Consider the following 13,040-nt stretch of genomic DNA (forward strand, 5'->3'; position numbering starts at 1 on the left):
ACCCATGAGCCAGGAGACCCTGACTCTGCACGACCTGCTGCCCGCCCAGGCGCTGGCGGCCTCGATCGACGCCGGCTACGTGACCCGCAAGTCGCACCCCGAACTGCCGCTGTCCATCTACACCTACACGCGGACGGCGCAGTACGAGCGCGTCTGGGACCAGGTCACCACGCGCTGCCGCGGACTCGTCGCCGACGACACCACCGGCGCGATCGTCGCCCTGCCGCTGCCGAAGTTCTTCAACGTCGGCGAGCACGAGGCGGGCATGCCGTACGCGCCCGCCCTCCCGGACGAGCCGTTCGAGGTGTACGACAAGGTCGACGGCAGCCTCGCCGTGGTCTTCCACTACGCGGGCCGCTGGCGGGTCGCCTCCAAGGGCTCCTTCACCAGCTCCCAGGCGACCTGGGCCCAGCGGCGCCTCGACGGCAAGGACACCTCCGCGCTGCACCCGGGCGTCACGTACCTCGCGGAGATCCTCTACCCGCAGAACCGCATCGTCGTGAACTACGGCGACCGCCGCGACCTCGTCCTCCTCGCGGCCTTCGGCCTGGACGGCACCGAGGTTCCGCTCGCCGAGGCCGCGCCCCACTGGGAGGGCATCGGTTCCGTCGTCAAGGTGTGGCCCGCCATGCCCCTCGACGAGCTGATGGCGCTCACCGAGTCCAACACCCTGCCCGGCGGCGCCGCGGCCACCGGCACCGACGCCGAGGGCTTCGTCCTGCGCTTCGCCTCCGGCGTGCGCGCCAAGGCCAAGCTGTCCGAGTACGTGCGGCTCCACGGCGTGCTCACCGGGGTCAACGAGCGGGACATCTGGCGCGGCCACGGCATCCAGCGGTTCGCCGGCCTGCCCGCGGGCCGGCTCGCGCAGGGCCTCAACTGCACCGTCGCCGACGTCGAGGCCTCGGGCGGCAAGCCGCTGGACGCGCTGCTGCAGCAGGTGCCCGACGAGTTCGACGCCTGGGTGCGCGAGGTGATCGCCCGCCTGGAGGCGCGGGCCGCCGCGCACGAGCGCGCCATCGACGAGGCCTACGCGGGCCTCGTACACCTGGCCGCCGACCGGGGAGCCTTCGCCCGCGCCGTCAAGGAACTCCCGGACCGGGGGGTCCGCCCGGCGATGTTCATGCGGCTCGACGGCCGGTCGACCGAGCTCACCACCTGGCGCCACGTACGGCCGGAGGTGGCCGACTCCTACACCACCGACGAGGAGGGCCGGGAGGAGCCGGAGGGAACGCGCCGGCCCTCGCCCGGGGCCGCGCCGCGCGCCGCCGTACCGGCCGCGGCCCGTCCGGCGGCCCCGGTCCCCGCCGTCCGGCAGCCCGCCGCGCGCGACGACGTCGCACGGGAGACGGGTCCGCAGGAGGCCGGGGGCGGGGCCGAGGGCGCCGCGCTGCCCGTCGTGCACCTCATGACCGGCCTGCCCGCCTCCGGCAAGACGACCGCGGCCCGTGCCCTCCAGGCGCGGTCCGGCGGCCGGATGCGGCGCGTCAACCTGGACGATCTGCGCGCCATGCTCGACCTGCCGGACCCCGAGCGGGGCCGGTCCTGGGCGCACGAGCAGACCGTGCTGGAGGTCCAGGACGCGGCGGTCCGCGCGGCCGTGGACGGCGGCTTCGACGTGGTCGTCGACAACACGCACCTGACGAAGCACATCCCGAAGCGGCTCAAGGCGGCCGTCGGCGGGCTCGCGACCTTCGTCGTGCACGACTTCACCGACGTCCCGCTGGAGGAGTGCCTGCGCCGCGACGCGGCCCGCGAACGGCAGGTGGGCGAGGAGATCATCCGGATCCTGGCCGAGAAGCACGAGAAGGCCCGCAAGGGCGGCTGGCGGCTCACGGCCGAGTGGCTCAACGGGACGACGTCCGGCGCGGCGGCCGTGCCGCCGGTCACCGCGTACGTCCCCGACCCGGCGCTGCCGTCGGCGGTGATGTGCGACATCGACGGCACGCTCGCCCTGATCGGCGACCGCGGGCCGTACGACTTCTCGCGCTGCGAGCTCGACCTGCTCAACGAGTCGGTCCGGCACGCGCTGGACGCCTTCAAGCGGGCCGACGGCGATGTGATCGTGCTGCTGTCGGGGCGCGGTGAGGAGCACCGTCCGCAGACCGAGTCCTGGCTGCGGCGCCATCAGGTGCCGTACGACGAGCTGTGGATGCGGGCGGCGGGCGACACGCGCCGCGACGACATCGTGAAGGCGGAGCTCTTCGACGCGCACGTACGCCACCGCTACGCGGTGCGGGTCTCGCTCGACGACCGGGACCGCGTGGTCGCGGTCTGGCGCCGGATGGGCCTGCCCACCTGGCAGGTCAACTACGGGGACTTCTAGCCGTCATGCCGGGTGTGCTGATCGTGGACGGTGCGAACGTCGTCGGCTCGGTGCCGGACGGCTGGTGGCGGGACCGCCGGGGCGCGGCCGAGCGGCTGCGCGACCGGCTGGCCGGGCGGGGCGGCGACGAGGAGATCATCCTCGTCGTCGAAGGCGCCGCCCGGGGCGTCGAGTCCGTTCCCGGGGTACGCGTGGACGCGGCCCCCGGGAGCGGCGACGACCGGATCGTGGAACTGGCCGCGGCCCATGCGGACCGCGGCTGCGTCGTGGTCACGGCGGACCGGGAACTGCGCGAGCGGGTCCGGGCGTACGGAGTGGAGTGCGTGGGGCCCCGTACCGTACGCCCGGCGGACTGACCCGGGGTCAGTGGCAGTACTTCACCTCGGAGAGGTTCTTGACGTAGCGGGCGGAGACCCAGCGCTCCTTGTCGTAGGCGGCGCGGCCGTCGAGCCCGTCGAGGCCGTCGGTGCCGTTCGTCAGGTTCTCCTCGTCGTACAGCCGGTACCAGATGCGGTTCCCGTCGACCTTCTCGCCGTACTTCTTGCACTCGATCTCGACCTTGCTGTGCGGGTACACGTGGCCGAGGGACTTCGAGTCGGTGGTCGGCTTGCTGCGGACCTTCAGCGGGCCCTTGGAGACGACCTTGCCGATGGCGTGCTTGTAGTCGGGGTAGGTGCCGAGCTGGCCGTCACCGACGACGATCTCACGCGGCGGCAGGCTGTCGCCGTCGTCCGCGACGGCGGCGCCCGCTCCGGCCAGACCGAGAACCAGGCTTCCGGCGGCGAGAGCGAGGATGGTTCTGGTGGGCTTCAGCATGAGCCGGCTCCTCTACGAAGACGTCCGCCCGGCCGCGTCGCGCGGCACGGTGGTGGCAACCAGGCGGTTGCCAGGGACGACTATGACGAGGGCGGGGACCGTAGCCCCGGTGGCTCACCGAGTTTTAGCCCGATATGACCAATCTGTCCCGTCGCGGCGCGGCGGCCGTGCCCGCCCCCGAACGGGCACGGCCGCGCAGCGGGGGCCCCGGGGGGAGTGGGCCGGTGCCGGCCGGTGAACCGGCGCAGGCAAATCTACGGGCGGACCGCGCCCGGCCGCGCCCATCCACGGGTTGAGACCGGCCTACCACGTTGGGTGTCGACGCTATACAACCAGGGGAGTACACAAGGGGGGTTGACGTGCACTTCGTCAGACATGCGGCCGCGGTCCGGATCAGTGCCGGGCTTCCGGCCGCCGGCGGGATCGTGCATGCCGTCGGCCCGCTGCGCCCGCGCGAGGTCCCGGCCCGTGCCGCGACCGGGAGGGGGTGACGCGGATGCCGTCCGTACTCGTCGTCGACGACCAGTTCCTGATCCGGTCCGGACTGACCGCACTGCTGACCGCCGCACCGGGCTACGAGGTCGTCGGCGAGGCCTGCGACGGCGAGGAGGCGGTCCGGCTCGCCGCCGAGACCCGGCCCGACGTCGTCCTCATGGACATCCGGATGCCCGGCACCGACGGGATCGCCGCCACCGAGCGGATCCTGGCCGGCCGGGAGGACCTCGCGGCCGGCGGGCCCAAGGTGCTCGTCCTGACCACCTTCGACTCCGACGAGCACGTCTTCCGCGCGCTGCGGGTCGGCGCCAGCGGCTTCCTCGTCAAGGACACCCCGCCCGAGCGGCTGCTCGCCGCCATCTCCACCGTGCACGCCGGCGAGATGCTGTTCAGTCCCCGGGCGCTGCGCGGACTGATCGACGCCTACGCCGCCCCGGCCGCCCGCGCCCCGCACCCCGGCCTGGACACCCTGACCCCGCGCGAGCACGAGGTGCTCGCCCTGGTCGGCGCCGGACTGTCCAACGCCCAGATCGCCGTACGGCTCGTCCTCAGCCCGGCCACCGTCAAGACGCACGTCCACCGCTGCATGAGCAAACTGGCGCTGTCCAGCCGCGCCCAGGCCGTCGTCGTGGCCCACGAGTTCGGCCTCGCCGCCCGAATGCCCTGACCGCGCGGCTCCCCGGATGCGGGCGGCGGCGGCCCGGGCGAGAGTGGGTGCCATGGGTATCGAAGACTACGGCGGCGGGGCCGGGGCACAAGAGACCGGCGTACTCGTCGTCACGACCAACGACGTCCCCGGCTACCGGGTCGAGCGGGTCATCGGCGAGGTCTTCGGCCTCACCGTGCGCTCCCGCCACCTGGGCAGCCAGATCGGCGCGGGCCTGAAGTCGATGATCGGCGGCGAGTTGAAGGGCCTGACCAAGACCCTGGTGCAGACCCGCAACCAGGCCATGGAGCGGCTCATCGAGCAGGCGAAGGCCCGCGGCGCGAACGCCGTGCTGATGATGCGCTTCGACGTCACCGACGCCGCCGACGTCGGGACCGAGGTGTGCGCGTACGGGACGGCCGTGGTCCTGGTTCCCGCATCCACCTGACGCACTCCTCGGGACACTCCAGGCGCAGTCCACGACGCGCACCGCCCGCTGCGTCAAGGTCGGGGCCACCAACGAGGTGGCCGGCAATCCCTGGACCCCGATCGCGGAACTCAACATCGGATACCGGCCGTGGAAGCGGGCTCCGGCAGGCAGACTGGGTGCCGTGACGACATTGCACAAAGGCGCCAACCTGCCCGTCGGAGCCACCTCCGTGCGGGCCGTGCTCTGCTGGTCGGCCGGGCCCGGCGTGCCGGACGTGGACGCGTCCGCACTGCTGCTGACGGCGGCCGGACGGGTCCGCTCCGACGACGACTTCGTCTTCTACAACCAGCCGCGGCACGCGTCCGGAGCCGTGCGGCACCTCGGCAAACAGCCCGGCACCGACACCATCGGCGTCGACCTGGGAACGCTGGAGCCCGGCATCGAGCGCGTCGTGCTCTGCGCGTCCGCCGACGGCGGCACCTTCGGCCAGGTCCCCGGGCTGCACCTGCGGCTGCTCGATGCGGTGTCCGCCGCCGAACTGGCCCGCTTCGACATGGAGGCCGGCCCGGAGACGGCCTTCCTGAGCGGCGAGCTCTACCGGCGGGCGGGCGTCTGGAAGTTCCGGGCCGTCGGCCAGGGGTACGCGAGCGGCCTGGCCGGGCTGGCACGGGACTTCGGCATCACCGTGGACGACGAGCCGCAGCCCGCCGTGCCACGGCCCGCCGCGCCGCGGCCACCTGCCCCGCGGCCCGCCGCCCCGGTGGTTCCGTCCGCGGCGGTCCCCGCGCCGGTCGTCTGGCCCGACCCGGCCCCGGCCGCGCCGGAACCCTCGCCCCCGCCGCCGGCCCCGACGGTACGGATGGCCAAGGGCGAGGAACAGCTGCCGCCCGCCGTGCGCGAACTCCTCTCCCTGCGCAAGGAGCAGGTCGCGGTCAGCCTGCGCAAACAAGGCGTCACGACCCTCACCGCACGCGTCGTCCTCGTCCTCGACGCCTCCGGCTCGATGGCGGGCCACTACTCCCGCGGCACCGTCGCAGGAGTCGCCGAGCGCATGGCCGCCGTCGCCGCGCAGCTCGACGACGACGGGCAGATGCAGGCCTGGACCTTCGCGACGAACCCGGCCCGCCTGCCCGACCTGGAGATCGGCGAGCTGCCCGCATGGCTGCGCCTGCACGTACGGGTCGGCCAGATCGGGCTGTTCGGGCGCCGGAAACCACCCAAGGGGCTGGTCCCCGGCCAGATCGACATGCGCGCGGTCGGCATCGGCAACGAGGAGCAGAAGGTCATCGCGCAGGTGCGCGCCTTCGTACGGGACCACCCGGTGCCCGCCCCGACGCTGGTGCTCTTCTTCTCCGACGGGGGCGTGTACCGCAACGCCGAGATCGAGCGGGAGCTGCGGGAGGCCGTCGAGGAGCCGCTGTTCTGGCAGTTCATCGGCCTGGGCCGGGCCCAGTACGGGGTCCTGGAGTACTTCGACACCCTGCCCGGACGGCGGGTCGACAACGTCGGCTTCTTCGCGGTCGACGACATCGAGCGGCTCTCCGACCCCGAGCTGTACGACCGGCTGCTGTCGGAGTTCCCGTCGTGGGTGCGGGCCGCCCGCGCGGCCGGCATCCTGCGCTGACGCCTCGGCGGGCGGGCCCCCGCACCGGTTGCCGGGCGCGGAAGCGTACGGGGGCCATTCCCACCCGGCGGCTGAACAGCCGGCTGAAGCAGGCCGGGTCCTCGTAGCCGACCCGCCGGGCGATCCCGGCGACCGGCAGGTCGGTGCGGGCCGGCAGCTCCTTCGCCCGGTGCAACTGCGGCAGCGGCATCCCGAGCAGGGCAGCGTGCTCGGCCACGGACATCGGCAGCAGGGCGTCGTCCCGCGCCAGCGCGTCCATCACCGCGTTCCCGTGTCCGGACGTCTCGGCACGGGCGTAGCGCAGGGCCTCCAGCAGCGGTCCGCCGCGCCGGGCGGCCCCGGACGATCCCGTCGACCACGTGTTCCGTGGCCGAACCAGCCCTGGCCGCGCGTGACGACCACCGGCAGCACGCCCTGCCAGCCCCCCGCCCCGAGGCAGACCAGGCCGAGCCTGCGGTGGTTGGCGGTGGGGGAGAAGTACCGCATCCAGCTGATGCAAGCCCTCAAGGGGACGCCGCCGCCCCGTCACCGTGCCGCGTCCGCGCGGGCGTTGCGGGGGTCCGGCCCGGGCGCAGGCCCAGGGCCAGCCCCGCGACCACCACCAGCAGGCCCAGCCACACCGCCGGTCCCGGGGCCCCGCTGCCGGTCAGCACCCCGGCGCCGGCCGCGGCCACCGGCGCGACCCCGGTCAGCAGCCCGGCGCGGCCCGCGCCCACGGCGGCCACCGTGCGGTACCAGAGCAGGAACGCCACCGCCGTCACCATCACCGCGAGGTACCCCGCCGCCGCCCACTGGACCGGCCCGAGCGATCCCAGGTCGGCGGGGCGCTCGAAGACCACCGCGAGCCCCGCCAGCATCAGCGCCCCCATCCACACCGCGTGCACGGACACCCCCCACGCACCGTGCCGGCGCAGCACCGGCACGGCGAGCAGGGTGAACCCGGCCTCGCAGCCCAGCGCGAGCGCGGCCCAGCCGACCCCGGCGGCGTCCGTCCGGCCCGTCCCCTCGACCAGCACCGCCCCGGCCACCACCACCGGAGCCGCCAGCAGCACCTGGCGGCTGGGCCGCCGTCCCTCCAGGAACGGGCCGATCAGCCCCAGCAGGATCGGTACGGAGGCCACCGCGACGGCGATGACGGCCGGTTCGGCGTGCGCCACCCCGCGTACGACGGCCACGTTGAACAGCACCAGCCCGGTCGCCGCGATCCCGGCCAGCCACAGCCACTCCCGCCCGCGCGGCCGCAGGACCGGTACCCGCGCGGCCCGGGCCAGGGCGCACAGCAACAGCGCGGCGGCGGCGTACCGGACGGCCTGCGTGGCGAACAGCGGGGCGTCGATCAGCGAGCGGGAGACGGTGACGCTGCTGCCGACCAGCGCCATCCCAGCGATGCCCGGGGCCAGGTCCCGGACTGCGGTGGAGGCTGCCGTGGCGGTCGGGGTGGAGGTGGGGGTCGAGGTCGGGGTGGAGGTTCTCTGCATGAGGTCCAGCGTGGCCGCACAATGGTCCGATGAGCAGGTCCAAAGAAGGCGTGATCGAGGGGTCCAAAAGTCCGAGCGGCTCGGACTTCCTCCAGCTCGACCTCGGCCAGGCCCCGCCGGGCGGCCGCACCGACTGGCTGGCGGGCCGGCTCCGCGCGGCCATCGCCGACGGCCGGCTGCCCGTCGGCAGCCGGCTCCCGGCCAGCCGCGTCCTCGCCGCCGAACTGCGCGTCTCCCGCGGGCTCGTCACCGAGGCCTACCAGCGGCTCGCGGAGACAGGCCAGGTCCGCGGCCGCGGCCGGGCCGGCACCGTGGTGGTCGCCGCCCCACCGCCCGCGGCCGGGCCGGCGCCCGCCCCGGACCGCGGCGGACTGGTGGACGCCCTGCGTGCCGTGCCCTGCCGGATCGACCTCTCGCCGGGGGTCCCCGACCTCACCGCCTTTCCCCGTACGGCCTGGCTGCAGGCCGAGCGCCGGGTGCTCGCCGGTCTGACCCCGGCCGACTTCGGCTACGGCAACCCCCAGGGCGCCCCCGCCCTGCGCGCGGCGGTCGCCGGCTGGCTGGCCCGCAACCGCGGCATCCGCGCCGACCCCGACGAGGTGGTGATCGTCGCGGGCGTCGCCCAGGCCCTGGGGCTGCTGGCGCAGGTCCTGCGCGAGGAGGGCGTGCACCGGGTCGCGGTGGAGGACCCCGGCTCGCTCGGGGCCCGGCAGCAGCTGGAGTACGGGCGGCTGGAGACCGTTCCCGTTCGGGTGGACGGGGCCGGGCTCGACGTGGCCGGGCTCCGCGCCAGCGGGGCCGGGGCGGTGCTGCTCACCCCGGCGCACCAGTTCCCGACCGGGGTGGTCCTCGACGGCGAGCGCCGCCGGGACCTGCTCGGCTGGGCGGCCGCCGGGGGCCTGGTCATCGAGGACGACTACGACGCCGAGCACCGCTACGACCGCGCTCCCGTCCCCGCGCTGCGAGCCCTGCACCCCGAGGCCGTCTGCTACGCCGGCAGCGTCTCCAAACTCCTCGCCCCCGCCCTGCGTCTGGGCTGGCTGCTGGTGCCGCCGCGGCTGCGCGACGCGGTGACCGCCGCCAAGCGCTACGCCGACCTGGGCAACCCGGTCCTCGCCCAGCTGGTCCTCGCCCGGCTGATGGACTCGGGCGAGCTGGAGCGGCACCTGCGCCACGTCCGGCGCCGCCACCGCCGGCGCCGCGACGCCATGCTCAGGGCCCTCGCCGACCACCTGCCGGGAGCCCGGGTGCACGGCGCGGCCGCCGGCCTGCACCTGATGGTCACCTTCGACGCGGCCGGCTTCGAGGACACGGCGCTCGCCTCGGCGGCCCTGGCCCTGGGCGTCAAGACCCACCCGCTGTCCTGGCACCGCGTCCGGCCGGGCCCGCCGGGCCTGATCCTCGGCTACGCGGCGGGCTCGGCCGGCGAGATCGAGGAGGGCGTCGCCACCCTCGGCACCGCCCTGCGCGGGCTGCCGTAAACCGGCCGAAAGTTTTTCCGGATCGGCGGCAACCTCCCGGAGGGTCGCGCGTCGTGCGGGGGTGAAGGGCGCAGTCCCGCGTCCTCGACCCGACCGTGGAGAACCACCGTGAAGAACCTGAAGCGTGCCCTGCGCGTCCCCCTGGCCGTCCGCCGGACGGCCGTGATCGCCGCCGCGGCCGGAGTGGCCGTCTCCCTCGCCGGGCCGGCCTCCGCCGCGAACGCCGGCTCGCCCGCGCCCGCTCCGTCGGTCAGCGTCCCGGCCAGTGCCTCTCCCAGCGAGGGCGGGGTCAAGCCGGTTCCCTCGGTCAGCACGCCGCCGAGCGAGGGTTCGGGCGCGAAGAGCGCGGCCCCCAGCGCCGCTCCCAGCGCCGCGCCCAGTGTCTCCGCGTCGAGCCCGGGGACGCCCGGTCCCAAGCCCAGCGCCGTCCCGTCCGAGGCGGGCGCCGCCGGCGAGGGAGCCGAGCTCGCGCATACTGGCTCCTCGGCGACCACCATGGCCCTCGGGGCGGGAGCCACCGGTCTGGTCCTCGCCGGCGCCGGAGCCCTGTACGCCGTGCGGCGCCGCGCGAACTGAGGAATTCCGTGCTCCACCTCGCACCACCCGTCGGCCCCCTCACGCCCGGCTTCGGCCGGGCGTGGCGGGGCCTGTGGTCGTTGCTGCGCCGGGAGCGTTCCGCCCCGCCGGCCTCCCCGCGCCCGCACGGCTCCCCGTACGGGCCCTCGTACGGGGACCCGTACGCGTACGGGCACACGGGCCACGGCGAACCGCAGCCGCCCACCGTCACCGAGCTCTACCACGCGCACCGGCTGCGGATGGTCCGGCTGGCGGTGCTGCTCGTCGACGACCTGGCCACGGCCGAGGACGTGGTCCAGGACGCCTTCACCGCCCTGTACCGGCGCCACGGCGAGCAGATCACCGAGGTCGACAACGCCCTCGGCTACCTGCGCACCGCGGTCGTCAACACCTCGCGCTCCGTACTGCGCCGCCGGCGCACCGTACGGGCCTGGACCCCGTCGCCGGAGGCCGACGTGCCGTCCGCCGAGGACCACGTGGTCCTGGACGAGGCGCACCGCGAGGTGCTCGCCGCGCTCGGCCGGCTCACGGCGCGCCGCCGCCAGGTCCTGGTGCTGCGCTACTGGGCCGACCTCAGCGAGGCGGAGATCGCGGCCACCCTCGGGATCAGCCGGGGAGCGGTCAAGTCCAATGCGAGCCGCGGCCTGGACGCGCTGGAACGGATTCTGGAGGGACGGATATGACGCGTGACGGCGAACGCCTCGCCGAACGCCCGGTCGAGCGGCGGCTGCGGCAGGCCCTCGACGCCCGCGCGGACGGCATCGACGTCCGCCGGCTGCGCCCCGCGGATCCGCCGGGACCGCACGTGAGGCGGCTGCCCGTGGAAAGGCTGCGGCGGTTCGCGCTGCCCCTGGCGGGCCTGGCCGCCGCCGCGGCCGCCGGGATCGGGTACCTGCTGCTCGCCCCGGATCCGGTGCCCGGCCCGACGCCTCCGGCCACCCCGCCGAAGGTCACGGGCCCCGGTCCGTCCCCGGAGTCCTCGCCGACGCCCTCGCCGAGGTCCGCCGGGTCGGCGCGGCCGAGCCCGGGCGTGGACGCGTCGGGGCGCCCGGGGGAATCGGAGTCCCCGGCCGCGTCGGCGAGCCCGCCGACCGCACCCGCGTCGAAGGGCTCGGGGTCGGTGTCGCCGTCGGCGGTACCGTCCACCCCGTCGGGCCGGGTGGCCACCTCCTCCCCGCCGGCTCCCACCGGCGGTCCGCGCTAGCAGCGGGACGCGGCGCAGGTCTCCGGCGCCGCGTCCGCCCGGCTCAGCGGCGGAGGTTCTCCACGGCCGAGACCAGCGGGGCGAGTTCCGGGTTGCGCGAGGCCTCGTCCAGGGCCTCGCGCAGCGCGGTGTCGTTCGTGGGCCGGGCCGCGGCCAGCAGGGCCAGGCCCGCCTCGCTCACGTCGGTGTAGATGCCCCGGCGGTCGGTGTCGCAGAGGTAGCGGTTCAGCAGGCCGCGGTCCTCCAGCCTGCTGACCAGCCGGGTCGTCGCGCTCTGGCTGAGCACCACCGAGTCGGCGACCTGGTGCATCCGCAGGTGCCCGCCCGGCCCGTTGTGCTGGCGGCTGAGGACGTCGAGGAGCGAGTACTCGCGCACGCTCAGGTCGTGCCCGGCCTGCAGGGCCCGTTCGATGTGCGTCTCGATCCGCCCGTGCAGGAGGGAGAGGGCGCACCAGCCCTGGGAGAGGGCGGTGAGCGCGCTGTCCGTGGCCGTCATGGGCTTCCTCCGTCGAAGCGTGCTGCCGTGCGGGGTGTGTGATCCCAGGATAGGCCACGTCTGCAATAGCCCGCGCTTGCAAATATCCCGCGTCTGCAATTAATGTGGACGCATGTAAGCGGCGACCGCAACCGTGTGTCGCGTATCGCACCCGCACCACCCCCCTCCCCTGAAGGGCACCTCCCCCATGCCTCTCGCACTCCTCGCCCTCGCCGTCGGGGCCTTCGGGATCGGCACCACCGAATTCGTGATCATGGGCCTGCTCCCCGAGGTCGCCGGCACGTACGGCGTCTCGATCCCCACCGCCGGCTTCCTGGTCACCGGCTACGCCCTCGGCGTCGTCCTCGGCGCGCCGCTCATGACCGTCCTGGGCACCCGCATCCCCCGCAAGCGCATGCTGATGCTGCTCATGGGCCTCTTCATCGCGGGCAACGTGCTCTCCGCCCTCGCCCCCGCCTTCGGCGTCATGCTGGCCGGCCGCGTCGTCGCCTCCCTCGCCCACGGCGCCTTCTTCGGCATCGGCGCGGTCGTCGCCGCCGAGCTGGTCGCCCCCCAGAAGAAGGCCGGAGCCATCGCCATGATGTTCACCGGCCTGACCGTGGCCAACGTCGTCGGCGTCCCGCTCGGCACCCTCGTCGGGCAGACCCTCGGCTGGCGCGTCACCTTCCTGATCGTCGCCGCGCTCGGCGTCGCCGGGCTGCTCGGCATCGCCCGGCTGGTCCCCGAACTGCCCCGGCCCGAGGGCGGCGTACGGATCCGCCGGGAGCTCGCCGCCTTCCGCAACGTCCAGGTGCTGCTCGCGATGGCGATGACCGTCCTCGGCTTCGGCGGCGTCTTCGCCGCGATCACCTACATCACCCCGATGATGACCAACGTCGCCGGCTTCGCCGGCTCCTCCGTCACCTGGCTCCTCGTCCTCTTCGGCCTGGGCATGGTCGCCGGCAACCTCCTCGGCGGACGGTACGCCGACCGCGCGCTCATGCCGATGCTGTACGTGTCCCTCGGCGCGCTCGCCGTCACCCTGGCCGTCTTCACGCTCACCGCCCACACCAAGGCCGGCGCCGCCGTCACCGTGGTGCTGATCGGCGCCCTCGGCTTCGCGACCGTGCCGCCGCTGCAGAAGCGGGTCCTGGACCAGGCCGCAGGGGCGCCCACCCTGGCCTCCGCCGTCAACATCGGCGCCTTCAACCTCGGCAACGCGCTCGCCGCCTGGCTCGGCGGGCTCGTGATCGCCGCCGGACTCGGATGGACCGCGCCGAACTGGGTCGGCGCGGCGCTGGCCGCCTCCGCCCTGGTCCTCGCCCTCGTCTCCGGCGCACTGGAACGCCGTACGACCGGCCGTGCCACCCGCGCCACCGGCGCCGGCCGGGTCGTCGCGGCAGCCGCGGCCCGCGAGGCGACCGCCGCGGCACCCGCCTCCCGTCACTGATCCACCCCCTCATCCCCGTACGCCACCCCCGCAAGGAGAAAC

Annotated in this window: 13 protein-coding genes and 1 pseudogene; 10 read left to right on the forward strand and 4 right to left on the reverse strand. The window is 74.9% G+C overall.

The window, feature by feature from the left end; genetic code table 11:
- The first annotated feature begins 4 nt into the window (after positions 1-4).
- Entirely contained in the window at positions 5-2,323 is a 2,319-nt protein-coding gene (locus tag ACIPYQ_RS11105) for an RNA ligase (protein WP_401248766.1), read from the forward strand.
- A 5-nt stretch (positions 2,324-2,328) separates the two neighbouring features.
- Complete coding sequence (locus ACIPYQ_RS11110; RefSeq protein WP_401248769.1) at positions 2,329-2,679, forward strand: NTP pyrophosphohydrolase; 351 nt, start codon at positions 2,329-2,331, stop codon at positions 2,677-2,679.
- 7 nt (positions 2,680-2,686) lie between these two features.
- Here the strand turns inward: ACIPYQ_RS11110 and ACIPYQ_RS11115 are convergent, their stop codons facing one another.
- Positions 2,687-3,139 carry an SH3 domain-containing protein gene (locus tag ACIPYQ_RS11115; RefSeq protein ID WP_401248772.1) on the reverse strand — a complete coding sequence of 151 codons (453 nt, stop codon included), beginning with the start codon at positions 3,137-3,139 and terminating at the stop codon, positions 2,687-2,689.
- 496 nt (positions 3,140-3,635) lie between these two features.
- Between ACIPYQ_RS11115 and ACIPYQ_RS11120 the strand changes: the two genes are divergently transcribed.
- The 3 genes from ACIPYQ_RS11120 (at position 3,636) to ACIPYQ_RS11130 (ending at position 6,334) form a co-directional block, all read left to right on the forward strand.
- Complete coding sequence (locus tag ACIPYQ_RS11120; RefSeq protein ID WP_401248774.1) at positions 3,636-4,301, forward strand: response regulator; 666 nt, start codon at positions 3,636-3,638, stop codon at positions 4,299-4,301.
- 52 nt (positions 4,302-4,353) lie between these two features.
- Positions 4,354-4,728, forward strand: a complete 375-nt coding sequence (locus ACIPYQ_RS11125; protein ID WP_361766478.1) for a YbjQ family protein — start codon at positions 4,354-4,356, stop codon at positions 4,726-4,728.
- 163 nt (positions 4,729-4,891) lie between these two features.
- Entirely contained in the window at positions 4,892-6,334 is a 1,443-nt protein-coding gene (locus tag ACIPYQ_RS11130; RefSeq protein WP_401248777.1) for a VWA domain-containing protein, read from the forward strand.
- A gap of 28 nt (positions 6,335-6,362) precedes the next feature.
- On the opposite strand, the pseudogene ACIPYQ_RS11135 reads toward ACIPYQ_RS11130, so the two are convergent.
- Positions 6,363-6,820, reverse strand: a pseudogene (locus ACIPYQ_RS11135) (helix-turn-helix domain-containing protein); the annotation flags it as partial.
- 17 nt (positions 6,821-6,837) lie between these two features.
- Positions 6,838-7,812 carry a DMT family transporter gene (locus tag ACIPYQ_RS11140; RefSeq protein WP_401248780.1) on the reverse strand — a complete coding sequence of 325 codons (975 nt, stop codon included), beginning with the start codon at positions 7,810-7,812 and terminating at the stop codon, positions 6,838-6,840.
- A 29-nt stretch (positions 7,813-7,841) separates the two neighbouring features.
- On the opposite strand from ACIPYQ_RS11140, the gene ACIPYQ_RS11145 reads away from it, so the two are divergent.
- The 4 genes from ACIPYQ_RS11145 (at position 7,842) to ACIPYQ_RS11160 (ending at position 11,073) form a co-directional block, all read left to right on the forward strand.
- A complete protein-coding gene (locus ACIPYQ_RS11145; RefSeq protein ID WP_401248783.1) occupies positions 7,842-9,293 on the forward strand; it encodes a PLP-dependent aminotransferase family protein in 1,452 nt (483 codons plus the stop codon).
- Between the two features lie 108 nt (positions 9,294-9,401).
- Entirely contained in the window at positions 9,402-9,869 is a 468-nt protein-coding gene (locus ACIPYQ_RS11150; RefSeq protein ID WP_401248786.1) for an LPXTG cell wall anchor domain-containing protein, read from the forward strand.
- Between the two features lie 8 nt (positions 9,870-9,877).
- Positions 9,878-10,552 carry a SigE family RNA polymerase sigma factor gene (locus ACIPYQ_RS11155; protein ID WP_361766493.1) on the forward strand — a complete coding sequence of 225 codons (675 nt, stop codon included), beginning with the start codon at positions 9,878-9,880 and terminating at the stop codon, positions 10,550-10,552.
- A complete protein-coding gene (locus ACIPYQ_RS11160; protein ID WP_401248789.1) occupies positions 10,549-11,073 on the forward strand; it encodes a hypothetical protein in 525 nt (174 codons plus the stop codon). Before ACIPYQ_RS11155 ends, ACIPYQ_RS11160 begins: the two co-directional genes overlap by 4 nt.
- A gap of 43 nt (positions 11,074-11,116) precedes the next feature.
- Here ACIPYQ_RS11160 and ACIPYQ_RS11165 read toward each other — a convergent pair whose 3' ends face one another.
- Positions 11,117-11,569 (reverse strand): MarR family transcriptional regulator, encoded by a 453-nt coding sequence (locus ACIPYQ_RS11165; protein ID WP_361766499.1) that lies wholly within the window; start codon positions 11,567-11,569, stop codon positions 11,117-11,119.
- Positions 11,570-11,756: 187 nt separating this feature from the next.
- On the opposite strand from ACIPYQ_RS11165, the gene ACIPYQ_RS11170 reads away from it, so the two are divergent.
- Positions 11,757-12,998: an MFS transporter gene (locus ACIPYQ_RS11170; protein WP_401248793.1), complete on the forward strand. Its 1,242-nt coding sequence runs from the start codon at positions 11,757-11,759 to the stop codon at positions 12,996-12,998.
- Positions 12,999-13,040: the final 42 nt, after the last annotated feature.

The organism is Streptomyces sp. NPDC090045 (genome assembly GCF_044747975.1).
GTDB lineage: Bacteria > Actinomycetota > Actinomycetes > Streptomycetales > Streptomycetaceae > Streptomyces.